The sequence below is a fragment of the Kluyvera georgiana ATCC 51603 genome (assembly GCF_001654985.1).
Taxonomy (GTDB): domain Bacteria; phylum Pseudomonadota; class Gammaproteobacteria; order Enterobacterales; family Enterobacteriaceae; genus Kluyvera; species Kluyvera georgiana.
The window spans coordinates 219,829-244,566 of record NZ_LXEU01000015.1; the positions used below are offsets into that span (position 1 = coordinate 219,829).

Genomic DNA, 24,738 nt, shown 5'->3' on the forward strand with positions numbered 1-24,738 from the left:
TCGCCATTGAAATTGCGTACAGAATAAGCGGTAAAAATGAGTAATGGCGTTCCAGGTGTAAGCGACTATCAAGGGCCCGCGGGTGGCTGGGGAGCGGTAAAAGCGGTCACCGCATCGGTATTTTCGCAAAAGGCCATCGCGCGCGATGTCATCGCGATGTTCCGCATGAATCAGGTAAAGGGGTTCGACTGCCCCGGCTGCGCGTGGCCGGACCCCAGCCATCGTTCGCCGATGGAGCTGTGTGAGAACGGCGTGAAGGCCGTCTCCTGGGAAACCACCAGCAAGAAAGCCTCTCCGGAATTCTTCCGCCAGCACACCGTGGCCGCGCTGTGGAAATACAGCGATTACGAGCTGGAGAATGTTGGCCGTCTAACGCATCCGATGAAGTACGACGCCGTCACCGACACCTGGCAGGCCGTCGAATGGCAGGTGGCATTTGCCGAAATCGGCGAACGCCTGCGCAGCTACGACTCCCCGGAACGCGTGGAATTTTATACCTCCGGGCGTACCTCCAATGAAGCCGCGTTTCTTTACCAGCTGTTCGCCCGCGAATACGGCAGCAGCAATTTCCCGGACTGCTCTAATATGTGCCACGGGCCAACCAGCGTCGGGCTGACCAGCGCTATCGGTCTGGGTAAGGGCACCGTCGAACTGGATGATTTCGCGCACTGTGACCTGGTCATTTGTATTGGTCATAATCCAGGGACTAACCACCCGCGGATGCTGACCACGCTACGCGAAGTGGCGCAGCGCGGCGGGCGTATTATCTCTATCAATCCGTTGGCGGAGCGCGGCCTTGAACGCTTTAGCTTCCCGCAAAGCCCGACGGACATGCTGAAAGGCCATGCCACCACGCTGAGCAATGACTACTATCAGGTCAAAATGGGCGGCGACGCCTCGCTGCTGAAAGGGATCATGAAGGCGTTGATTGAGATGGACGAAGCCAGAACCTTGCTTGGCCAGGAACCGTGTCTCGACCGCGCGTTCCTGGCTGAGCATACCCACGGCTATCAGGCGCTGTATGCCGATCTGCATCGCTGTCACTGGGCGGAACTGGAACAAGACTCCGGCCTGAGCCGCAGCCAGATGGAAGATCTGGCCTACCGTTACGACCGCTCAAAAGCCACCATCATTTGCTATGGTCTGGGGATCACCCAGCATAAAAACGGCACCGAAAACGTCCAGCAACTGGTGAACCTGTTGCTGTTGAAGGGCAACATCGGGAAACGGGGCGCCGGTATCTGCCCGCTGCGCGGCCATTCCAACGTGCAGGGCGACCGTTCGGTCGGCATTAATGAAGCGGCGCCGGAAGCCTTTTTGTTGCGCCTGGAAGCCCACTTTGGCATTCGCGTACCGCGTAAGCATGGTCGCTCCAGCGTTGAGAGTATTCGCGCCATCGAGAACGGTGAGGCACAGGCGCTAATCTGCATGGGGGGGAATCTGGCGGTGGCGATGCCGCAACCGCAGCGTACCTTTGAAGCGATGAAAAAGCTGGATCTGCAGGTCCACGTGGCGACCAAACTCAATCGCTCGCATCTGCTGATGGCAAAGCATAACTACCTGTTCCCGGCGCTGGGTCGCACCGAGCGCGATATGCAGGCGAGCGGCATTCAGTCGGTCACCGTCGAAGATTCCATGTCGATGGTGCATGCCTCCTGCGGGGCGCTGAAACCGGCATCGCGTTGGCTGAAGTCGGAGCCGGCGATTGTCGCCGGGCTGGCGCGAGCAACGTTGCCTGACTCGCCGGTAAACTGGGAAGCCATGACGGATAACTATGCGCTGATTCGTGAGGCCATCGCCAGCGTCATTCCGGCGTTTGCCAACTATAACGCGCGTATTGCCGAACCGGGCGGCTTCCGCATGGATACGCCCGCGTCGCGTCGCGAGTGGCGCACGGAGAGCGGTAAAGCGAACTTTATCGTTAGCCGTCAGCACGCGGTGGATCGTCAGAATCAGCCGGATGATGCGCTGGTACTGGCGACGTTACGCAGCCATGACCAGTACAACACCACCCTATACGGCATGAACGATCGCTACCGTGGCATCACTGGTCGTCGCGATGTGGTGTTCTTAAGCCAGGCGGAAGCTGAGACGCGCGGTTTGGTAGAAGGTGACGTCATTAACATTCAAGCGCTGGAAGACAACGGCGAACCGAGCGTCGAACGTGCGATGTATGGCCTGACGGTGGTGGTTTACCGCATGGCTGCCGGTTCGATTGGCGCCTATCTGCCGGAAGCGAACGTGCTGCTGTCTCTCGATGCGGTGGATACCCAGAGCCTGACGCCTGCCTATAAGAGCGTGCCGGTCATCATTCGCAAGGCAATGTAGCGAGAGGGATAACGCGTCCACAACCCAGTTTAGCGGCCGGGTTGTGGTCTGAGCCGATTTGGGCTATCAGCGCTGTAATTCCGCCTGAGCTGCCGCCAGCTCCTCTTTGGCTTCATCCAGTTTCTGCTGTTTTTTAGCGACCTTATCCGAGCGCCCTGACGCCTGAGCCTCTTTTAATTCCGCCTGGCGTTCGTTCACCTTCTCCTGCTTTTCGGCGACCTTCTGCTGACGCTCCTTTTGCAAAGAGGCATCGGTACAGTGCGCTTCAACTTCTTCCAGGGCGGTGGTTAATCCGTTAACCCGGTGCTGATTATTATGCGCCCGGGCATACTCAAGCTGGCGGGTAATTTCTTGCTTTTTGGCGGCGCAGCCGGTTAATTCGGCGGCGCTGACGCCAGTGCTGAAGCTGAAGAGGGCCGGTGCAATGACCAGAGTGCTCATTATTGTCTTTTTAATTGATAACATTTAACAAATATCCTGACGGTAATAAAAACAAAGCTTAAGTTAAATCTAATACACTATCTGTTAATAGATTTTAAAAGGCAATGCTAATTCTGTGGATATTTAGTTATTTGATCTTTATGGATAAAAACCAGGAATTTTCGCCTGTAGTACTTCCTGTGTTCAGCGCAGGCTCCCGCTTGTCGGTAAGCGATAGCCTGCGACCTGACCGATATTTATGGCGTACACCCTTTCTGCTGGCGTTTATTGATGGTACGCAGCGCGGTGGACATGCTGTCCGGCGACATCAGGCTGTTGATGCGGAAGAAAAGAATATCAAAGGCGATCATCTGTAGGATCTGCGGCGTCACCATGCCGAGCTTCTCGTGCGCTTCGGTATAGCTATAGGGGATGACGTGTTCGGCGATCTGGCTGACCTTGTTTTTGCCGTAGCGGGTGATGGCTATCGTGTACGCCCCACGTTCGCGGGCCAGTTCCAGCGCTTCCACTACCTCCGCCGTTTCACCGCGCGCGGAGACCGCGAGCAGCACGTCGCCGGGCTGTAGCAAAGATGCCTGTACAATTTGCGTGTGGTAATCGTAGTTGAACTGCACGTTTAACCCACAACGAATCAGCTTGTGGTTGATATCCAGCGCGATCAGCGCCGAGGTGCCGATGCCGACGAGAACGATTTTGCGGCTGTCGATGAGTAACCGCGCGCAGGTGTCGATAGTTTGCGGGTCGAGCAGATCCAGCGACTGGTCGATTTTGCTGGCAAACAGGACGCGCGCTTTCTCAACCATCTGATGGGTAGAGTCGCTGGCTTCAATGCCTTCGTAGATTTCCTCGCGTGCCCGTAATTTTTGCGGATGGCTGGCCGCGGCGAGCCACAGCTTCAGCTCCGGAAAGCCGCTACAGCCGAGCGCTTTGGCATAGCGGATGACGGAGGAATCGCTGATACCCAGTTCCTGCCCCATGCGGGTGGCGCTTAAATCGGAGATATCAAAATTTCGCTCAATCAGATAGGTCGAAATACGCCGATCGCCGCCGTTTTTGGCCTCTGCCAGAGCCTGAATTTTGCTGATGATGGATTCCATTACGTACCTTATTTCTCATCATGGGAAGGGCGCGTTGTGCCCCGTGCCTGATTATGACTATTCCTGCGGATCGGTAAAGCCCAGGATCATGGCGGCGACAAATCCAACCACCCATGCGCTGACGACCGCCGGCAGGAACGGCAGAATCTGTCCGGCGCCGATGCAGCCTGCGATAAACGGTTTACCCAGCGGCAAGGAGACGCCGAACAGCAGCGGTTCACCGACGCCGATAATGCCTACCGGCAGCGCGCCGGAAATGGTTTTCTTCAGCCGCGAATTTTTGGTCTTCAGATAGACATAGGCCGCAGCGCCCACCTGACCCATCCCGCCCATGGCAAGGATCGGGAACAGATAGTTCAGGCCAAAAGTATCGAGGATCTGCGCGTGAATAGGAATAAGCCCCTGATGTAAACCGGTCAGCAGCAAGAACAGGAAGCCGCCGCCAAGCAGCGCGCCAACCACGATAGAACCCGCGGAATTGTTGAGCAGGGAGAGCGCAACCAGGTCGCCCAGCCACTGGTTAACCGCGTGCGCCAGCGGTTGCAGAATCAGCAACGCGGCCAGTGAAGAAACCAGAATCGTCACCATCGGCGTCAAAATGAGATCCAGGCTCTCTTTGCAGTAGCAGCGGAACCACAGCTCAAATTTCGCGGCAAAGACGCAGACCAGCAGCACGGCGAAAATCCCGCCGCCGCCCGGCGTTAAGGCGCTGCCGAATAGCTTGATGTTGGCGAGATCCGGTGCGGCCAGTACGGCCGCCATCACGGCGCCGATAGCAGGGGATGCCTGCAGCTCTTTGGCGGTATTCATGCCGATCATCACCGCCAGTACCGTGAAGACCGCTTTACCCATTACCGTTAACAGGGCAAAGAGATCTTGATGGTTGGCAACAAATTCCGGGCCGACCAGGCGGCAGACGTTCACTAACCCAAGAATTAAACCGCAGCCGATGAGCGCCGGGATGGTCGGGACGAAAATCGCCGCCAGAATATTCAGGCAGCGGCGGATGGAGAAAGGCTTGTGTTCTTCATCGTCTGCGGCGGTAGGGGCGATTCCCGCGTGATTCATGCGTTTAGTCAGGATACCTGTCACCTTCGACGCCGTGCCCGCGCCAACGATAATCTGAAACTGCTCTCCGGCATCGACGGTGCCTTTAACGCCGTCCACTTTGCGCAGCGCTTCGGCGTTAAACAGACTACGATCGCGCAGGACGACGCGTACGCGGGTCATACAATTGGTCAACGTGGCGACGTTGCCGAAGCCGCCAATATGGTGTTCGATAGCGTCAGCGATAAGCTCCAGATGTTCTATTTTATTGGCCATGAGAGGCTCCTGATAATAGCTGATCTTTCAGGGAGACAAAGGGTTGCGCGGCCATCGTAAGCGCCGCATCGGGAGAGAGGCCCAGCAGGTTGCTCAGCACCGCCGCGCGCACGTTGTAGTTCACTTCCTGGAGTAGCGCCTGTGCCGTAGCGTTATCCACTTCGCAGATCTGTTCCACCATGTGCTCGGCGCGGCGCAGTAGCTTTTCATTCGAGGCTTTTACGTCAATCATCAGGTTGCCGTGCACGCGCCCCAGTTGAATCATGGTAGCGGTACTGATCATGCCTAACAGCATCTTCTGTGCGGAGCCGCTTTTCATCCGCGTGGAACCAGCCAGCGCTTCGGCGCCCACATCCGGAGCCACCGCCACGTCGGCTTTTTCTGAGATCGGGCCTGGACCGCGGGTGGTGAGGGCGATGGTCTTTGCGCCAGTCTGGCGCGCAAAGTCGAGCGCCGACATCACGAACGGCGTGCGTCCGCTGGCGGCGATACCCAGCACCATCATCTTCAACGTTCTCAACGGCGCGCAGCATAGCATCCAGCCCGCCGGCAATCACTGACTGCACCAGGTTTGGGTCGGTACCGAAGGTGGGAGGGCACTCGGCGGAGTCCAGCACGCCAAGCCGTCCGCTGGTGCCCGCGCCGACGTAAAACAGCCGACCGCCGCTTTTCATCTGCCCGACAATCAGACGTACGGCCTGCTCTACCTGCGGGAGAACGCTCTGAATGGCCTGCGGAACACGTGCGTCGTGCTCGTTGAGCAACGCCAGTACGTCCGGAAGCGGCAGGTCTGCCAGGTAGCGAGTAGCGACATTCTGTTCTTGCGCGATGGTGAAAGCGAGCGGGTTCATGCATTACCTCTGTTGGTATTCGACATTTTTAATATAAATAAATATCGAAATTCGACAGTGAGCAACATTCAGAAATGTGATGCGGGGCGAAGAACGGTGTTTTTATGATAATGAGATTTATTATCAAAAAATCTTTACGGCTCGGATTTGAAGTTGTATTTTAAGTGCATGTTTTAGATCCGGAGGTTAATATGAGCCATTACAGAATCCCAAAAAACTGGACTATCAAACGTTCAACCCCGTTCTTCACGAAAGACAATGTCCCGGCCGCGCTGCTGAGCCATCACAACACCGCCGCTGGCATCTTTGGTCAACTGTGCGTGATGGAAGGGACGGTGACCTATTACGGTTTTGCTGACGAGCAGGCCACGGAACCGGAAGTGAAGGTGGTCATCAACGCCGGTAGCTTCGCGACCAGCCCGCCGCAGTACTGGCACCGCATTGAAATGACCGACGACGCGCAGTTCAATATTAACTTCTGGGCCGAGCCGACATTTACCGGTGAAGAAGTCTACAGCGCGAAAAAATCATAATCGTGACGCCCCCTCATCAATTGATGGGGGCCTGGTCCAATGGTGGGAAAACGTTATGTTCAAATTCTTCCGACAATCTTTATCGTCTGTTGATTATGGCGAGCGGGAGTTTTGCGGCGAGCAGACCCTGCTGTACGTTGCGGAATACCAGCAATATCTTTCATCTGCGGCTCCTTTAGGCCCGGATCGGAATCAGGAAAAAGCGACGGCCTCCACATCTTCGGCGAGGTTTCATAACGCTATGGCACAGTGTTTCTGAGCAGGCTATGTGTCTGACGTTGTTTGTTATGCTCCCGTCTCAAATATCCCCCTTCTAACCCGATAAAGCGCCAAATTGATTCTATACTCACTATCGGGTAGCGATTTAGCGCATTTAATCCCCCTGATGAGTGAAGTTTTGCCGTGTGTATTGGTGCGAGGTCAATAATTCATTTTTTGTTTTAATGATGTAAATTGATTTGGGTCAATTTGTGCATTTGTGAAAATTAAGTTAAATTGCGCATCAAGATATATTCTTTACACAAAATTACAATTAGTTCGCGATGCATATCAATACGAACAATTTCTTATTAATTGAAAAATCCTAAAATTAAATTATCTATTTCATTGATCTTATTATTTTTCTTTATTAATTGATCGATCAGGGCGATCTATATCCATTAAATCAATTGCCGATATCTATCAATAATAATTAATTGATCGTTTTTGACGATGTATATTCGCTGTGTATATAATTAAATCGAAGTTTGGGTTACGACGTTCTGGAAACAGGAATTATGGATACTAAATAGAATAAATTGGATCTGCATGTTGGGGTAATATATGAGGAAATGTATTATCTCGGATAACAGTTTTTTCCTTTTGGCATTGCAAGATGATGAAGTTATTCGGAGAGGAAATGTTGCAGCGATCCACTCCACACAATTAAAGTCACAGTGTTACTTACGTACGTCGGTTAGTGATATTTTCATAATTTATATTTCTGATATCGCCGAGCGACACCGGATACTGAGTTTAATTGCATCACTATGCTCTCATTGCCGGATTGTACTGTTATACAAGATGGAGAGTTCTCCCGGATGTGTCTATCAGGGGCCATTCCCTTGGCTCATCTCTGAAAAGATAGGTTTTTCAGATCTTTACTTGTGCCTGTATGAGGCGAGTAAATCTATTTTTGATCGGCGGGATTTCTCTGAACAAGAGTTGATTGTCTTTCGCTATCTATGCGAAGGCTACTCCGTTTCACAAATTAATAAATTAGCAGGGCTCAGCGAAAAGCATATTTATTATTTGCGACAGAAAACTAAACGAATGTTTGGTTTGCGTGGGAATAATGCCGCGACAATGTCGTTTTATCTGGATATCTCAAAGCTGAATCGACGCTGGTGACGTTATTTCTGATATCCAGATAGCGGTGCTGCTGTCGGGATGTGGTCGTCTTCACATAAATAATCGATGCGTGTCAGGCAGAACCTCTATTGCCTGCCTTTAGCGCTGTTTTTAACAAAGTGAGAATAATATTCTCCATTAATCAGGAGTACATTTATGGGCATTAATAAAGTTGCGCTGCTAATTATCTCTGCGCTTTCCTTCACCTCTGCGGCGGCGCTGGCGGATACGACTACCGTAAACGGCGGCACCGTGCATTTTAAAGGTGATGTGGTGAACGCGGCCTGCGCCGTGGACGCCGGTTCTATCGACCAGACGGTACAGATGGGTCAGGTTCGTTCGGCAAAACTGGCGACCGCGGGCAGCACCAGTTCCGCCGTTGGTTTTAACATCCAGCTGAATGATTGTGACACCAGCGTTTCAACCAAGGCATCCGTGGCCTTCTCCGGCACGGCGATTGATACCACCAACACCACCGTTCTGGCGCTGCAAGGGTCAGCATCGGGCGGTGCCACCAACGTGGGCATCCAGATCCTCGATAACAAAGGCAAACCGCTGGCGCTCGATGGTGGAACCTTTAGCTCTGCCACCACCCTGAACGATGGCACGAACGTGATCCCATTCCAGGCGCGTTACTACGCGACCGGCGCGGCCACGGCGGGTACGGCGAACGCCGACGCGACCTTCAAAGTTCAGTACGAGTAATCCAACCGGCAGGGATGCCACGAGGGCCTGGAAGGCCCGAAATCAGGAGGGAACGGAGGTGAGAGTCATGCGTTGGACGACAGGGTTATTGCTGACGTTTCTGCTGCCGATCGTCGCGCAGGCTGGTAACCACTGGAACGTCACGTTACCCGGTGGTGGTTTACGTTTTCAGGGGGTTGTTGTTGCCGAAGCCTGCAGCGTGGCGGCGGAAGATCGCCTGATGACGGTAAAGATGGGCCAGGTCGCCAGCCATCGTTTTCATGCGGTTGGCGAAGAGTCCAATCCCATCGCTTTTGCTATTCATCTTGAAGATTGCAGTACGGCGGTCAGCCAGCACGTGGGTGTGTCGTTTCAGGGCGTTGCTGACGGTAAAGATCCTGACGTTCTCTCCGTGGGAGAGGGTGCGGGCATTGCTACCGGTATTGGCATTGCGCTGTTTGATGACCAGGGCCGTTTCATTCCGCTCAACCAGGCGCCCGCTCGCTGGATACGACTCAACGAGGGGCTGACCACACTGCATTTTGTGGCGAAATATCGTGCGACAGCGCGGCAGGTGACCGGCGGAACGGCGAATGCGCAGGCCTGGTTCGCTTTAACCTACCAGTAATTAACCGGACGCAGGAAATGACGGTGAATACAACAGGGGTAAACATGAAAAGAACGTTGATGGTGATGCGCGGCGCGCTGGCGATGCTGCTGCTGATAGCGGCTAGCGGGGTAAGCCATTATGCACACGCGGGCGTGGCGCTGGGCGCGACCCGGGTCATTTATCCGGCGGGACAAAAGCAGGTCCCTCTGGCGGTAACCAATACCGACGATAGCGGTACTTATCTCATTCAGTCCTGGGTGGAGAACGCCGACGGCGTTAAAGATGGCCGTTTTGTGGTGACGCCGCCGCTGTTCGCGATGCAGGGGAAAAAAGAGAACACGCTACGCATTCTTGACGCGTCCAATAACCAGCTGCCGCAGGATCGGGAAAGCCTGTTCTGGATGAACGTGAAGGCGATTCCGGCGATGGATAAATCTAAGCTCAACGACAATACCCTGCAACTGGCGATTATCAGCCGTATTAAGCTTTACTACCGTCCGGCAAAACTGGCGATGCCGCCGGAGCAGGCCGTCGAAAAACTGACGTTTCGTCGCGGTGCCGGCACGCTCACGCTGAACAACCCCACGCCGTATTATCTGACGGTGACTGAGCTCAATGCCGGTACCCGAGTGCTGGAAAATGCGCTGGTTCCGCCGATGGGCGAAACCCGGGTGAAAATACCCGACGATGCCAGCGGTGAAATCACCTTCAGGACCATTAATGACTATGGCGCGCTGACGCCGCGCATGATTGGCGCGATGCGTTAAGCCTCGGGGCAGTCCTATCCCTTGAATAGAATAAGAAACGATCGCCGGGTGAAGTGAAACCGGAGGGACTATGTCATATCTGAAATTTGGCCTCGCTTGTTTGCAGGTCCGGCGTATGCGGCTGCTTGCCGCTGCCATTTTGCTCGCGGCACCGACTTTTCTCGTCCAGGCGGAACTCTACTTTAACCCGCGTTTTCTGGCTGACGACCCTGCCGCCGTGGCGGATCTCTCTGGTTTTGAGAAGGGGCAGGAGCTGCCGCCGGGGACCTATCGTGTAGACATCTACCTCAATGACGGGTACATGGCTACCCGCGATGTGGCGTTCAGCGCCCGCGAAAATGGCGATGGGTTGATGCCCTGTCTGACACGCGGACAGTTGGTTAGCATGGGGCTGAACGCCGCGGCGGTCGACGGGTTGAGTGCGTTAGACGCTGACACTTGCGTGCCGTTAACGGCGATGATTGAGGCAGCAACCATCCGCCTGGATGTCGGCCAGCAGCGCCTGTACCTGACCATCCCTCAGGCCTTTATGGGCAATCAGGCGCGTGGTTATATCCCGCCGGAACTGTGGGACAACGGTATCACAGCCGGATTGCTGAACTACAACTTTACCGGTAATCGCGTGCAGAACTCGGTTGGCGGTAGCAGCCAATATGCCTATTTAAACCTGCAAAGCGGGTTGAACGTTGGCCCGTGGCGGCTACGTGACAACAGTAGCTGGAGCCACAGTAGCGGCTTGCAAAGTGAAAACAAATGGCAGCATATCAATACCTGGCTGGAGCGCGATATCACGGCCTTACGCTCACGGCTGACGCTGGGAGACAGCTATACCAATGGCGATATCTTCGATGGGATTAACTTTCGTGGCGGGCAGATGGCTTCTGATGACAACATGCTGCCGGACAGTCAGAAAGGTTTTGCGCCGGCTATTCATGGTATTGCTCGCGGCACGGCACAGGTTTCTATCAAGCAAAACGGCTATGAGATTTATCACAGTACGGTGCCGCCAGGTCCCTTCACCATTAACGATCTCTATGCGGCGGGTAACGGCGGCGACCTACAGGTCACGATCAAAGAAGCGGACGGCAGCAGCCAACGTTTTACCGTACCGTATTCTTCCGTCCCGGTGTTGCAGCGTCAAGGTCACACTCGCTACGCGCTGACCGCCGGAAAATACCGCAGCGGCAATGAGTTGCAGGACGATCCCACGTTCTTTCAAGGTACCCTGATGCACGGGCTGGCGGCAGGATGGACACTGTACGGCGGGAGCCAGCTGGCCGATCGCTATCGTGCGTTTAACGTCGGGGTCGGCAAGAACATGGGCAACCTGGGAGCGATGTCGGTGGACGTTACCCAGGCCAACGCCACGCTACCCGATGACAGTCGGCAGCAGGGCCAGTCGGTGCGGTTTCTCTACAACAAGTCGCTCAGTGAGCTAGGTACCAATATTCAGCTGGTGGGCTACCGCTACTCCACGCGGGGCTACTTTAATTTTGCCGATACTACCTATCAGCGCATGAGCGGACACTCGGTGGTCACCGAGGACGGGCCGGTCTACGTGAAGCCGAAATTCACCGACTATTACAACCTTGCCTACAGCAAACGGGGCAAAGTACAGGTGAGCATTACCCAGCAGTTGGGACGAACGGCCACGCTGTATTTGAGCGGCAGCCAGCAAACCTACTGGGGAACCGGCAATGTCGATGAGCAATTCCAGGCCGGGCTAAATACCGCCGTTGACGATATCAACTGGACGCTGAGCTATAGCCTGACCAAAAACGCCTGGCAGGATGGTCGTGACCAGATGCTGGCGGTGAACGTCAACATTCCGTTCAGCCACTGGCTGCGCTCGGACAGCCAGTCCGCCTGGCGACAAGCGAGCGCCAGCTACAGCATGTCCAACGATCTCAACGGTCGGATGAGCAACCTCGCCGGGCTTTACGGCACGCTGCTGGAGGATAACAACCTCAGCTACAACGTGCAGACGGGCTATGCCAGCGGCGGCGAAGGCAGCAGCGGGAGCACCGGTTATGCCGCGCTGAACTATCGCGGCGGTTACGGTAATGCCAACGTTGGCTACAGCCATAGCGACGGGATTAAACAACTGTATTACGGCATGAGCGGTGGCGTGCTGGCGCATGCTGACGGCGTCACGCTGAGCCAGCCTCTCAACGACACGGCGGTACTGGTCAGCGCGCCGGGGGCGAAAGGGACGAAAGTGGAAAATCAGACCGGGGTGCGCACCGACTGGCGCGGCTACGCCGTGCTGCCTTACGCCACCGAGTATCGGGAAAACCGTGTGGCGCTGGACACCAACACGCTGGCGGATAACGTCGACCTGGATGACGCGGTGGTGAGTGTGGTACCGACGCACGGCGCGATTGTGCGCGCGAAGTTCAAGGCGCACGTTGGCATGAAGCTGCTGATGACGTTAATTCACAACGGTAAACCCGTACCGTTTGGCGCCATGGTCACCTCGGCGGGTAACCAGAATGCCAGCATCGTCGCCGATAACGGTCTCGTTTACCTCAGCGGCATGCCGCTAGCCGGAAAGGTGCAGGTCATGTGGGGGCAAGGCGCCAATGCACGTTGCGAAGCTGAATATCGGTTACCCGACGAGAGCCAGCAGCAGCCTCTGATTCAGCTATCGGCCACGTGCCGCTAAGGACATCACTATGACAACCCCTTGTTACCTGTTCAGCACACTCCTGTCGCTATTTACCGCCAGCGCGCTGGCCGCAGATAGCACGATCACCATCAGCGGCCATGTGAGAGATAACGGCTGTGCCGTGGCGGGCGAGTCTAAGGACTTTATCGTCGATCTGATGGATAACGCCGCTAAACAGTTCAGCGCCGTCGGCGCGACCACGCCGGCGATACCTTTTCGTATTGTCCTTTCCCCCTGCGGCGGCGCGGTGAGCGCGGTGAAGGTAGGGTTTACTGGCGTGGCGGATAACGACAATACCAGCCTGTTGAAGCTTGACGGCGGCAGCGCTGCCGCCGCTGGCATGGGGGTGCAGATCCTCAATGGCCAGCAGACGATGCTGCCGCTCAATGCCGCATCATCCGTTCTTCCATGGACGACGCTGACGCCAGGTCAAAGCAACACGCTTAATTTTTATGCTCGCCTGATGGCCACGCAGGTGCCGGTCACGCCGGGCCACGTTAACGCCACGGCGACGTTCACCCTTGAATTTCAGTAAGTGGAGGCATCAATGAAATGGGCTTATTGCGGCGTGCTATCGGCGATCGTGCTGGTCGCCTTATCTTCGGCGCTAAGGGCCGCCGATGTGACGATTACCGTCAACGGTAAAGTGGTGGCGAAGCCTTGCACGGTCTCGACCCGCAATGCTGACGTTGATCTTGGCGATCTCTACACTTTCAGCCTGCTTTCGGCAGGTTCAAGTTCGGCCTGGCATGGCGTCGAGCTGGATCTCATCAACTGCCCTGTTGGCACATCGCGGGTTACCGCCAGCTTTAGCGGCACGGCAGACGCCACCGGCTACTACCAGAATCAGGGAACGGCCAGAAATATTCAGCTTGAGCTGCAGGATGCAGGGGGCAAAACGCTTAATACCGGCGCGACGACAACGGTCACGGTGGATGAAACCTCGCAGTCTGCCCGTTTTCCGCTGCAGGTGAGGGCGCTATCGGTTAACGGTGGCGCGACCCAGGGAACTATTCAGGCGGTGATCAACGTCACCTATACCTACGCCTGAGCAGGAGAAAAGCGTTATGAAGAGAGTGATAACCGTGTTGACGATGCTGCTGATGGTCGGCTGGTCGTTTAATGCCTGGTCATTTGCCTGCAGGACCGCCAGCGGAACAACAATCCCCATCGGCGGCGGCAGCGCGAACGTCTATGTGGATCTGGCCCCCGCGGTGAACGTGGGGCAAAACCTGGTCGTCGATCTCTCGACGCAGATTTTTTGCCATAACGATTATCCGGAGACCATCACCGACTACGTCACCTTGCAGAGAGGTTCGGCATACGGTGGCGTGCTTGCAAGTTTTTCCGGCACCGTCAAATACAACGGTTCCAGCTACCCGTTTCCCACCACCACGGAAACCGCGCGGATAATCTACAACTCGAAAACCGATACTCCCTGGCCCACGATGCTCTATCTGACGCCGATTAGCTCCGCTGGCGGCGTGGCGATTAGCGCTGGAACGCTTATCGCCGTAATGATTCTTCGCCAGACCAACAATAAAAATAACGACGATTTCCAGTTTGTTTGGAATATCTACGCTAACAACAACGTCGTGGTACCCACCGGAGGCTGTGATGTCTCTGCGCGAAACGTCACGGTCACGCTGCCGGATTACCCTGGCTCTACAGCCATTCCGCTAACGGTGTATTGCGCGCAGAGCCAAAAGCTCAGTTACTACCTCTCGGGGACGACGGAGGATTCGGCAAACTCCATTTTCACCAACACCGCATCGGCGTCGCCTGCGAGCGGGGTGGGCGTTCAGCTTACCCGCAACGGCAGCATTGTGCCTGCCAACAGTATGGTATCGCTTGGCACGGTAAGCACATCGGCCGTGAGCCTTGGCTTGACCGCCAACTATGCGCGAACCCGCGGGCAGGTGACGGCGGGAAACGTGCAGTCGATTATTGGCGTGACGTTTGTTTATCAGTGAGTGATGCGAGACAGCTCCGAGGGGCACAGAAACCAAAAACCCGCCTTTCAGGCGGGTTCTTCAACGCGTCGTCTCGTCCCCATAGCGCGAATAGCCCAAAGAATGCGGCGAACAATCCTTAGATGAAGTTCAACAATAGAAAGCTATGATGCGGCAAAACGCGCGACCTGATGCCGCTTTTATGACTGAAAATAGAGCAAATCCCTCCTTTTTTAGCCATCAACCCCTCTGCACGACTAAACGTCTCTCCGTCTAAATGTCTAAAAAGCAGGTCATATTCCAATTTTCGCTAAAGGCCAGATAAAGGTTCTTTATCATCCATTTTTTACAGCCATACACTCTGGTCATTGCTCATATATCAGGATTAAAACGTATGACCGTTTACCATTCCGTCACCGAACTTATCGGCCAGACGCCGGTACTGCAGCTGCATAAGCTGGATACCGGACCGTGCAGCCTGTTTCTGAAACTGGAAAACCAGAGCCCCGGCGGTTCAATCAAAGACCGGGTGGCGCTGTCGATGATCGACGAGGCGCAAAAGCAGGGGCTGCTGCTGCCTGGCGGTACCATTGTCGAAGCGACCGCAGGTAACACCGGGCTAGGGCTGGCGCTGATTGCTGCCCAGCGCGGGTACAAGCTTATCCTTGTCGTACCGGACAAAATGAGCCGCGAGAAGATTTTCCACCTCCGCGCCCTCGGCGCTCAGGTTGTGTTGACCCGTTCTGACGTTGGTAAAGGGCATCCGGCGTACTATCAGGACTACGCACAGCGGCTGGCAAAAGCGCTGCCCGGCGCTTTTTACATTGACCAGTTCAATAACGCCGCCAATCCGCTGGCTCACGCCACGACCACCGCGCCGGAGCTGTATCAGCAACTCGACGGGCAAATTGATGCCATCGTCGTTGGCGTAGGGTCGGGCGGTACGCTGGGCGGTCTGCAGGCATGGTTCGCCGAACATTCGCCGCATACCGAGTTTGTGCTGGCCGATCCGGCCGGTTCGATCCTTGCCGATCAGGTCGAAAGCGGTCGTTATCAGGAGGCGGGATCCTGGCTGGTTGAAGGGATTGGCGAAGACTTTATCCCGCCATTAGCGCACATCAATAACGTCCGTAAGGCGTTACGCATCAGCGATTGTGAAGCCTTCACTACCGCCCGTGAGCTTCTACAGGTCGAAGGGATTCTGGCTGGTTCTTCAAGCGGCACGCTGCTGGCGGCGGCGCTGCGCTACTGCCGTGCGCAAACCACGCCGAAACGCGTGGTGACCTTTGCCTGCGACAGCGGCAACAAGTACCTGTCGAAAATGTTCAACGACGACTGGATGCGCCAGCAGGGCCTGCTGGCCCGCACACTGCGTGGTGACTTGAGCGATTTCATTGCCCTGCGCCACGATGAAGGCGCCACCGTTACTGCCGCACCGGATGACACCCTGGCGACCGTACTGGCCCGTATGCGCCTTTATGACATCTCACAGCTACCGGTACTCGAAGAGGGCGGGGTGGTGGGGATCATCGATGAGTGGGATCTGCTGAGCCACGTCCAGGGAGACAGTCAACGTTTTGGCTTGCCGGTGCGCGAAGCCATGACTCAGGAGGTTGAAACCCTCGACATCACCGCGCCTGAGAGCGCGCTGAAACCGATTTTTGATCGCGGCCAGGTGGCCGTTGTGGTGGATAACGAACGCTTCCTTGGCCTTATCACCCGCAGCGATCTCCTCACGAGCTGGCGTAACCGTCTTGAACAGTAAGGAATGAATAATGAAAACCTTCGATACCCTGAGCGTACACAGCGGCACTTTTACCGATAGCCACGGTGCGGTGATGCCGCCCATTTACGCGACATCCACCTATGCCCAACCGGCACCGGGACAGCACACCGGCTACGAGTATTCGCGTAGCGGCAACCCAACGCGCGCTGCGCTGGAGACCACCATCGCTGAACTGGAAGGCGGCAGCCGCGGCTACGCCTTTGCCTCTGGGCTGGCGGCTATCTCCACGGTGCTGGAGCTGCTGGATAAAGACAGCCATATCGTTGCCGTCGATGATGTTTATGGGGGAACCTACCGGCTGATTGAAAACGTGCGTCGGCGCAGCGCTGGGCTGCAGGTGAGCTGGGTCAAACCCGGCTCGCTCTCGGCGCTGGAAGCGGCTATCCGTCCGGAAACGCGCATGATTTGGGTCGAAACGCCGACCAACCCCTTGCTAAAACTGGCCGATCTGGAGGAGATTGCCGGCATCGCCCGCCGCCACAAGCTTATCAGCGTGGCGGATAACACCTTCGCCTCGCCGGTAATCCAGCGCCCGCTGGCATTCGGTTTTGATATCGTGGTGCATTCCGCGACCAAATACCTCAACGGTCACTCCGACGTTGTCGCCGGTCTTGCGGTGGTGGGCGATAACCCGACGCTGGCAGAGCAGCTTGGTTATCTGCAAAACGCCGTTGGCGGCGTGCTCGATCCGTTCAGTAGCTTTCTGACTCTGCGCGGGATCCGCACGCTGTCGCTGCGTATGGAACGCCACAGCAACAACGCGCTGGCGCTTGCCCAGTGGCTTGAGCAGCAGCCGCAGGTGGAAAAAGTCTGGTTCCCGTGGCTGGAATCGCACCCCGATTATTCGCTTGCCCGCCGCCAGATGGCGCAACCGGGCGGAATGATCTCAATTGTGGTAAAAGGCGATGCCGAACGGGCAGAAGCGGTGATCAAAAAGTTGCGCCTCTTTACGCTCGCTGAGAGCCTGGGCGGCGTGGAAAGCCTGGTCAGCCAGCCGTTCAGCATGACCCATGCCTCTATCCCGCTGGAGCAGCGACTGGCCAACGGCATTACGCCACAGCTGATTCGCCTCTCTGTGGGCATTGAAGGGGTTGACGATTTACGCGACGATTTACGTCAGGCGCTGGCAGAGTAGCGATATTAACCACCGTCAGTTCGACTTAAGTCTATACTTCATACCAAAAATATAAGCGACTGAAATAACGTCACTTATAATATGACATAGCGGCTGACGGCGCACCGAAACGAGTGCTACTCTGCGATCCATTCCCACGGTCAGGACGCCGAGCAAACGCCCCATGAGTAAACCCATCAAGCGGCTGGAAATCATCAAAAATGCCATTGAACTGGAAGATGATGAGATCATTGCCAGTCAGATTTCGCACCTGAAAGGCGACATTGACGATCCCGCGATTGACGCCATCATTCAGGCTCTTGAGGCCCGGCGCTATGGCGAGGCGATGAACGCCATCGTCAGTTGGCTGCAAAGCCAGCGCTCGATGACTCAATGGCAGGATCCGCGCGTTGCGGCCAGCAAGCTGGAGCTAAAAGCGCTGGAAACCCAGTTGCAGGCGCTGCTTGATGCCAGAAACGCAAGGCTGACCCAGCTTGATGAGTTTAACGATCTTTATATGCAGCATCTGGGGCCGCTGATGGCCGAGGTGCTGAGGCTGAGAAAGATCCTGGCGGAAGCCTCGCTGCGCAAGCGCGCTGAAATGTGCCATGACGAAGATACCCGTGAACGCCGTGCGCGTGACGAAGCGCGCGAGCAGTATGAAACCTGGCGCGATCAGCAGCAAAAAGCGCAAAAACGCCGCGAACATCATGAAAATATGGCGCAGGAGGATCGTCAGGAACTCAAACGATTGTGGCGCCAGGCGAGTAAGCTTTGTCACCCGGATCTGGTCGACGATGCGCTGAAGGCAGAGGCTAACGAGATGATGGCCCAGCTCAACCAGGCCAGACAGCGCGGCGATCTGCCGACTATTCGTAACCTGCTAGCCCGACTGATGCGTGAGCATGAGCCAATGATGGCGAGCGAAAGACTGAACGATCTCACGCTACTGCTGCGTAAAATCAGCGCCACGCAGCAGCAAATTGCCAGCCTGCAGGCCGAAATGCTCGCGCTTGAGAAAGAGAAATCCTGGCTGCTGGTATCCACGCTTGCCGACCCGCAGGCCTATTTCCGCCAGCAGGAAAAAGCGCTGTCGAACACGATCGCCACTCTGCGCAAGCGCATCTTTGAGTCAGGGTTGGATGAGGTGGCTTAGCCATTGCGGGAAGCGGAACTTTACCGGAATGCCAGAAAGCAAAAACCCAGCCATAGGCTGGGTTTTCTGAATAAGTGGTGCCCGGACTCGGAATCGAACCAAGGACACGGGGATTTTCAATCCCTTCAAAAAAGGCAAAATGCTACATCAGCACTAACAGTTTTTTACTGGTTTGCCTTGAAGAAAAATCCAGATGGGTGAAGTTATTTTCCTGAATAGCTCAAAAAATGGACATTTTTAACGACCAGAAAGCTACCATCTAGATGAGGCTTGTCACTAAAAATCAATCGGGGCCAGGATACCCCCTAGGTGCTCTGTAGTTGCAGGCTCATCCATCGTTAACAATGTATATTTTATAACTCGCGACTGATAAAAAGTGATGCTATCTTACTATGTAGCGAATTTTTATGGTGTTGTAATTGAAGACTATTTATTTTAAGTACCTTATACACGGACTCGTCAGGAGAGGGATTAATGAATACTCAATTCTCACTTAGGGTGTTTTTTCCTGTAGTGACTGTGTTGGTTGTACTGCTGATCGCAAACTATTTCGTCAGGCATTTGCAACATCAGGAACAGAGTCAAATGGGCAAGGGGTTGTTACGTTATTCTGAGGATGTCAGTCAGCAGTTAGCCAGTGCGCTTATGGATGCCAGGCATACAGGGGTAACAAACTGTTCTCCCGATAGTCTGAATGCATTAAGGAATATTCGTTATAAGTACAAGTATCTTGATGATATTGGAATTATTGACTCTGGTTCACTTGCCTGTACAGCAAACTGGGGAATACTGATAAATAAAATACCACTACCTTCTTATTTCTATACAACTCCCAGCAATTATCGTATTTATAAATTTGATGATAATGTTAAGTTTGTAAAATCAAATTATAAAGCTACTGTTCTTGATAACTTCGTGGTATTTAACTCTGCGTTATCATTCACTAACTTCCTCACTTTTCCTCCGGATTATTTTATGTCACTGAATACCAGAGATGGAAATGAGTTATTCTATACAGTCGGTAAAAAAACTGATAATGGAAGAGCTTTGTGGAGATCAATGTTTGATGTTGAAACGAAAGAATGTAGTTCAGTAAGAGATCTATGCGTATTAACCCTCAGGACAGATGGTGGCTTACTGTCCCTGTCCTTATTCCTGAATTTTATTTTATTAGTTACCGGTGGAATCTGCGGCGGGCTATTAGCATCCTGGATTGGTAACCAAATAAATGAAAGTAAATCACTGGAGAGGCGTTTTCTGTATGCATTGAAGCATAAGAAGCTTCGTATGGAGTACCAGCCAATTGTGCGAGGGAGAGAGGGGGTTGTCGGGTTTGAGGCATTGCTCAGGTGGCAGGATGAGTATTTTGGCTCCGTTTCCCCAGAACTCTTTATTGGGATTTCCAGTAAACTTGGACAGTATCATCGGGTGGCTGATTTTGTGATGGAGTGCTCACTTAATGAAATGGGCGCTTATCTTATCAATAACCCTGAAATAAAATTATCAATTAATGTAGGTGATGAAGAAATAAGTAGTACTACCTATTTAAAACGGTTATGCAACGAATGTTCATCCAGAGGTATCAGAAATCGTCAGATAAAACTGGAAGTAACCGAGCGAGTGAGCCTTGAATCATCAGTTATTGCTTCATTTTGTAAGACCGCGAAGAGGTTGGGCTTCTTTGTTTCTCTTCATGATTTCGGAACGGGAAACAGTAATATTTCCTGGTTAATAGAATTTGATTTCGATGAGGTAAAGATTGACAAATTCTTTGTCAGTAATATTGATGATCCTTTAAAACAAAAAATGCTTTTATCTATAGTTTCTGGTTTACGTAAGACGGGTAAGTCGTTGGTGTTTGAAGGGGTAGAGACAGAGGGACAATTTGAATTTATATGTGGCCTGGATGAGCGTTTTTGCATTCAGGGATGGTATATCAGGAAATCTGTTGGAGCTAACATAGTTGGCGAATTATTGAATGGTGGTGTTTGATTTAAAACATAATGAGTTATTGAGTGTAAAATACACCAACTCAGTTTTATAAAAACCATGTGGGAGCGGAGTGAGGCGTAGTGGTTATTTTATCCGATAACTCATATTTAAAGGTCGGTTTGGAAACTATTTATAACTCAAAGAAAAACAAATTGCCATTTGATTTGCTTATTCTTGATGCTGGCAACGGTGATTTGTATGTGATGGATTTTAGATTTGTTAACGATAGCATAGGTTTTGAGCCGATCAGTGTTTTTGCGCAATGTCGTAATTCTCTGTACTTCAGAAAATCCGATATTGATGGATGGCATCAGGAAATTCTCACAAACAGGAATATAAAAAAATCCATGCCCGTTCAGGTTGTTCTGACCTCTCGTGAAGTCATGGTTATGCAGGAAACACTGCAGGGGAAGCATAGGAAAGATATTGCTGCAGAGGCAGGGATTAGTGATAAAACTGTAAGTTTGCATAAAATGAATGCATTACGAAAGTTGAATATGGGGAGTATTGCGGAGTTTTATTCAGAATATAAGCGGTGGGAGGCTTTGTGGGTGAGGTTAAGTGAGGTTTATGCCAGGTAAATCATATGGTTATATTAATTGAAATGTTATTAATTTTTATTTTTGGAGCTGTTTTGCAATTTTTTTTCTGTTCTTGTGGCAGACGGTGGGCGCTCTATTTTTTATTTTCAATGGTAACATTCAATGCACTCTTCATGCTTACATTTTTATCAGTGACGCTACTCGCTGCTTTCTTTATGGCCATGTTCATTGCAATGGCAGTGACAGGCTTAACTTTAAATTTTACCCGATTAGATCTGCTTTGGAATACATATATATCATCAGGGTTTGACTCCTTTCTTCGTTTTAAAATATACTTAACTCTGCTGTTTATGAGCATTTTTTTTGGTAGAAATCGTTGTGTTCCTGGTAAGTGTAACCTGTCTTCTCTAATGTCAGAGTATCGTATTTTTATAATCCGGCTACATTGAGAGTGAATTAAAAATAAGACCATCCATAAGTCGGCCCATGTATCTGAAATCTCCAGTAATTCATCATGAATTTTTATGAACTCTGAATATGTTAGTGAATCTGACTTTGCCATTTTAAGTGATTACGTTATGTGTTAATTTTCTGATATATTACTACGTTTGTTATTTTCAATCAATTCATCTCCTGTGGTGATGGCTCTGATTTATGGTGATGGAGGGTTGCAGCCAGATTGTGAGTCAGATTAGGCCTCTAAGTTTGTAGGGGGGTATGGTCTACAATAGATTATAGTTTTCCTTTTTCCTGATGACTATCGGTAACTTTTTTCATTGTATAATCTAAATCGTAAGTGAAGACTCGACAGTAAATCTGTTTTATCAGAGTATGACTAAATTGGAATGTTATAGAAAAAAGAAGCCTGTTTGCGAAACAGGCACCAAAGGATTAAGAGTAATTTACTTTTTATTATTTTTGATGCCGGGTCCCTCCCGGTGAGCTCTCCAGCCATAGAGCCCGCGCTCTCGTTTACGATTCTCATCAGAGAAATTCGACTGTGCGCCCCACCGCATAGGGGGATACATCACAGATGAAAATATAATATGTCTCATGAAAAACGTCAATATATCAGATGTTGAAGTATAGATTTATTCATAAGTGTTTAGTCTTTTTCCTGAAGAAGGTACCCATGATGTAGTGGGATTACTTTATCGCATTAACAGTCTAAGATGTGCTTTTTATTTTCTTTTATCCTCTTCAAGACGTACAGTTTTTAAATGCTTGTCGGTGAAGGTCAGGATAGTTACTCCCTCTTCAGTATTCATGAATCCAGTGCCGTTTATCATCATGATCAGTCGTTCCTTGCCGCGGAAGACTTCATAGTACTTGCCTGCTGCGCATGACATGGTTTTAGCACAATCCAGACCATTTAACGAAGAGACATCAAACACCTGATCTTTAGTTGCTACTGGCTTACCGTACTCCTTCGACAGCATTTCATCGAGTTGCATGAATGTGTGTTTGCCGACGTTTGTCGTCATGCTCGACTCTACTTTTCCGTCAATTAAACCACCGGTGGTATGCGGTTCTTTACCTTCAGGTGCCATTTTGTCAAACAGCGCGAACGCTTCGATGTCTGGAGTTCTCTTTTCAAAGAGAGCACTGTACTGGCTCTCAAGGGTACTTTTATCTTTCCCGATTAACGTTATTTTGTCGATATCAGACTCATTGCAGCCTGTCAGTGTGAATGCAACTGCCAGAGAAATGAGGGTAAAGACTCTGATTTTTATCATTTATTTTATCTCAATGGCTGACTGTTACGTTGCTGCTACCCACATGCAGCAGCCTAAGAACATGCTGAGGCTGCTTAATCCGATTTGAGAGAACGGAGCAATCGTCGTAAAAGCGCCTCAAATTATTTCCTTCATTATATTACGAAATATTTCCACCGATCCCTTTAAATTTTTCGATAAACGCCCCAATTTTCTGGAATACGGTCTGCTTTTTCGTTTTGTACTGAGGATTCAACGGACTGAGCTTTGGTAGCATCGCCGGTTGCCGCATCGGTAAAGCCCTGCATGTACTCTTCGTAGCTTTTTTCCAGTACCACATTCCTGGTGTTTTTGTCGCCAAAAAGAGTGATGGCATCAATGGTCGGACGCTCCTAGTCCCTGAAAGTCACGATATTGCCGAAGGTTTTGGTTGCATCATAGATACGGTTGGTGCGTGAGAATGCCTGCATCAGACCGTGATAACGCAGGTTTTTGTCAACGAACAGAGTATTCAGCGTCGGGGCATCAAAGCCGGTTAAGAACATCCCCACCACGATGAGAAGGTCAATATCCTGATTTTTCACTCGTTGAGCTAAATTGCGGTAGTAGTTCTGGAAACCGTTACTGTCGGTGCTGAAATTGGTTTTAAAGTGGTTGTTATAGTCATTAATGGCTGAATCCAGGAATTCCTTTGCGCTGCTGTTCATCGCGCTGGTATCAAAGCTTTCGTCAGTAATATCACCAATAGCGCTTTGCTCTTCATTTGCAGCAAAGGAGAAGATGGTTGCCACCCGAAGGCGTTTACCCAAGATTTACCACTGATACTAAATGCTATAGGCGTATTGCGAGCTAAAAGATTTACGCCATCTTCAGAAATCAGTAAAAAATCACCATCAAAAATGTAGTCTTTAACATAATCGACAATTCCAGAAGCGCCATAATAAGGAATACTTCTAGCTTCCCTCAGACCGCTGGTAATGGGTTTTCTTTTCGAATCAAGATTTTCCCCTATATCTCCAAGCATCTTCCACTCAACCTCACCCTCTTCAAAACTCAGCAACTGGTCACGATAATAGTTGTTGCGCATGGTAAGCTCAGCGGTATGGGCACACCACGATTTACACCTTAATTTAAGGAAGAAGCCGTCCATCAGATAACGGAACGCGGTTATTCCGTCGCCGAAGTTTCTGATCGGCTGGGCGTTTCAGCACACAGTCTCTATAAGTGGTTACGGGCTATTAAACCCGATAACAGCGAGCAGCATGCCCGGGATTTACTGGAAGCGAAAAGCGAGATCCTGAAGCTCAGGGCACAGCTGAAGCGCACTGAGGAGGAACGGGACATTCTGAAAAAGGCCGCGCGGTACTTTGCAAGGGAGCCCGACTGAAGTACCACTTTATCAATGAGCACCGGACTGTATGGGGTGTCATGACGATGTGTCGGGTGTTGTGCGTTGCCCGGGCTGGGTTTTATGCGTGGCTGCATAATCCGGTCTCTGCGCGGGATAAAGATAGCCAGCCTCTGCTGACGCTCATCCGCGATTCATCTTCCCTGAGCAGTGGCGTATATGGCTATCGTCGGGTTCATGGCGATCTGAATGAAATCGGTGAAACCTGCGGCAAAAACCGGGTGGGTCGTATTATGCAACTGAACCGGATTAAAGCCGTACGCGGCTATAAAGTTCCGCGTCGTATTGCTGGCCGACCCTCAGTGGTTGCCCCTAATCGCGTGCAGCGGCAGTTTACTGTTGTCCGGGCCAATCAGGTCTGGGTCACTGATATTACTTATAG

Annotated in this window: 21 protein-coding genes and 4 pseudogenes; 16 read left to right on the forward strand and 9 right to left on the reverse strand. The window is 52.2% G+C overall.

What is annotated here, in order from left to right; genetic code table 11:
• The first annotated feature begins 36 nt into the window (after positions 1-36).
• Complete coding sequence (locus tag M989_RS04145; protein ID WP_064542441.1) at positions 37-2,328, forward strand: FdhF/YdeP family oxidoreductase; 2,292 nt, start codon at positions 37-39, stop codon at positions 2,326-2,328.
• Between the two features lie 66 nt (positions 2,329-2,394).
• On the opposite strand, the gene M989_RS04150 is transcribed toward M989_RS04145, so the two are convergent.
• The 5 genes and pseudogenes from M989_RS04150 to M989_RS26460 all read right to left on the reverse strand — a co-directional run.
• Entirely contained in the window at positions 2,395-2,769 is a 375-nt protein-coding gene (locus M989_RS04150) for a DUF1090 domain-containing protein (protein WP_245191219.1), read from the reverse strand.
• 236 nt (positions 2,770-3,005) lie between these two features.
• The gene (locus M989_RS04155; protein ID WP_064542446.1) at positions 3,006-3,866 is read right to left on the reverse strand and encodes a MurR/RpiR family transcriptional regulator; all 861 of its coding nucleotides are present in this window, start codon (positions 3,864-3,866) and stop codon (positions 3,006-3,008) included.
• Positions 3,867-3,923: 57 nt separating this feature from the next.
• On the reverse strand, positions 3,924-5,189 hold the full coding sequence (locus M989_RS04160) for a PTS transporter subunit EIIC (RefSeq protein ID WP_064542448.1): 1,266 nt from the start codon (positions 5,187-5,189) through the stop codon (positions 3,924-3,926).
• On the reverse strand, positions 5,179-5,727 hold the full coding sequence (locus M989_RS26160; protein ID WP_342447177.1) for an N-acetylmuramic acid 6-phosphate etherase: 549 nt from the start codon (positions 5,725-5,727) through the stop codon (positions 5,179-5,181). Before M989_RS26160 ends, M989_RS04160 begins: the two co-directional genes overlap by 11 nt.
• A 10-nt stretch (positions 5,728-5,737) precedes the next feature.
• Positions 5,738-6,040: pseudogene (locus M989_RS26460) on the reverse strand (N-acetylmuramic acid 6-phosphate etherase); the annotation flags it as partial.
• A gap of 191 nt (positions 6,041-6,231) precedes the next feature.
• On the opposite strand from M989_RS26460, the gene M989_RS04170 reads away from it, so the two are divergent.
• From M989_RS04170 to M989_RS04230, 14 genes are all read left to right on the forward strand, one after another.
• Complete coding sequence (locus M989_RS04170) at positions 6,232-6,573, forward strand: TehB family protein (RefSeq protein WP_064542451.1); 342 nt, start codon at positions 6,232-6,234, stop codon at positions 6,571-6,573.
• Between the two features lie 1,062 nt (positions 6,574-7,635).
• Entirely contained in the window at positions 7,636-7,962 is a 327-nt protein-coding gene (locus M989_RS25810; protein WP_167351044.1) for a helix-turn-helix domain-containing protein, read from the forward strand.
• Positions 7,963-8,118: 156 nt separating this feature from the next.
• Positions 8,119-8,667, forward strand: a complete 549-nt coding sequence (fimA, locus tag M989_RS04175; protein ID WP_064542454.1) for a type 1 fimbrial major subunit FimA — start codon at positions 8,119-8,121, stop codon at positions 8,665-8,667.
• 67 nt (positions 8,668-8,734) lie between these two features.
• Positions 8,735-9,274, forward strand: a complete 540-nt coding sequence (gene fimI, locus M989_RS04180; RefSeq protein WP_064542458.1) for a type 1 fimbrial minor subunit FimI — start codon at positions 8,735-8,737, stop codon at positions 9,272-9,274.
• A 44-nt stretch (positions 9,275-9,318) separates the two neighbouring features.
• Positions 9,319-10,023, forward strand: a complete 705-nt coding sequence (locus M989_RS04185; RefSeq protein WP_064542463.1) for a fimbria/pilus periplasmic chaperone — start codon at positions 9,319-9,321, stop codon at positions 10,021-10,023.
• A gap of 70 nt (positions 10,024-10,093) precedes the next feature.
• A complete protein-coding gene (locus M989_RS04190) occupies positions 10,094-12,688 on the forward strand; it encodes a fimbrial biogenesis usher protein (protein WP_064542465.1) in 2,595 nt (864 codons plus the stop codon).
• Positions 12,689-12,698: 10 nt separating this feature from the next.
• Positions 12,699-13,226: a type 1 fimbrial adaptor subunit FimF gene (gene fimF / locus M989_RS04195; RefSeq protein WP_064542468.1), complete on the forward strand. Its 528-nt coding sequence runs from the start codon at positions 12,699-12,701 to the stop codon at positions 13,224-13,226.
• A 12-nt stretch (positions 13,227-13,238) separates the two neighbouring features.
• The gene (fimG, locus tag M989_RS04200; protein WP_064542472.1) at positions 13,239-13,742 is read left to right on the forward strand and encodes a type 1 fimbrial minor subunit FimG; all 504 of its coding nucleotides are present in this window, start codon (positions 13,239-13,241) and stop codon (positions 13,740-13,742) included.
• A 16-nt stretch (positions 13,743-13,758) separates the two neighbouring features.
• A complete protein-coding gene (locus tag M989_RS04205) occupies positions 13,759-14,664 on the forward strand; it encodes a fimbrial protein (RefSeq protein ID WP_064542475.1) in 906 nt (301 codons plus the stop codon).
• A 373-nt stretch (positions 14,665-15,037) separates the two neighbouring features.
• Positions 15,038-16,408: a pyridoxal-phosphate dependent enzyme gene (locus M989_RS04210; RefSeq protein ID WP_064542478.1), complete on the forward strand. Its 1,371-nt coding sequence runs from the start codon at positions 15,038-15,040 to the stop codon at positions 16,406-16,408.
• Between the two features lie 10 nt (positions 16,409-16,418).
• Positions 16,419-17,564, forward strand: a complete 1,146-nt coding sequence (locus M989_RS04215; RefSeq protein ID WP_064542481.1) for a trans-sulfuration enzyme family protein — start codon at positions 16,419-16,421, stop codon at positions 17,562-17,564.
• Between the two features lie 163 nt (positions 17,565-17,727).
• Positions 17,728-18,699: a J domain-containing protein gene (locus M989_RS04220; protein ID WP_064542484.1), complete on the forward strand. Its 972-nt coding sequence runs from the start codon at positions 17,728-17,730 to the stop codon at positions 18,697-18,699.
• A gap of 474 nt (positions 18,700-19,173) precedes the next feature.
• Positions 19,174-20,691: an EAL domain-containing protein gene (locus M989_RS04225; RefSeq protein WP_064542487.1), complete on the forward strand. Its 1,518-nt coding sequence runs from the start codon at positions 19,174-19,176 to the stop codon at positions 20,689-20,691.
• An 80-nt stretch (positions 20,692-20,771) separates the two neighbouring features.
• On the forward strand, positions 20,772-21,272 hold the full coding sequence (locus M989_RS04230; RefSeq protein ID WP_064542490.1) for a LuxR C-terminal-related transcriptional regulator: 501 nt from the start codon (positions 20,772-20,774) through the stop codon (positions 21,270-21,272).
• 94 nt (positions 21,273-21,366) lie between these two features.
• Here the strand turns inward: M989_RS04230 and M989_RS26000 are convergent, their stop codons facing one another.
• The 4 genes and pseudogenes from M989_RS26000 to M989_RS24335 all read right to left on the reverse strand — a co-directional run.
• Complete coding sequence (locus tag M989_RS26000; protein WP_064542493.1) at positions 21,367-21,795, reverse strand: hypothetical protein; 429 nt, start codon at positions 21,793-21,795, stop codon at positions 21,367-21,369.
• A gap of 619 nt (positions 21,796-22,414) precedes the next feature.
• A complete protein-coding gene (locus M989_RS04240) occupies positions 22,415-22,969 on the reverse strand; it encodes a hypothetical protein (RefSeq protein WP_157093510.1) in 555 nt (184 codons plus the stop codon).
• 203 nt (positions 22,970-23,172) lie between these two features.
• Positions 23,173-23,751 (reverse strand): annotated as a pseudogene (locus M989_RS24330) (type I restriction enzyme subunit R domain-containing protein); the annotation flags it as partial.
• Positions 23,748-24,050, reverse strand: a pseudogene (locus M989_RS24335) (restriction endonuclease subunit S); the annotation flags it as partial. The pseudogenes M989_RS24335 and M989_RS24330, both read right to left, overlap by 4 nt.
• 51 nt (positions 24,051-24,101) lie before the next feature.
• Here M989_RS24335 and M989_RS25235 point away from each other — a divergent pair.
• Positions 24,102-24,738, forward strand: a pseudogene (locus M989_RS25235) (IS3 family transposase); the annotation flags it as partial.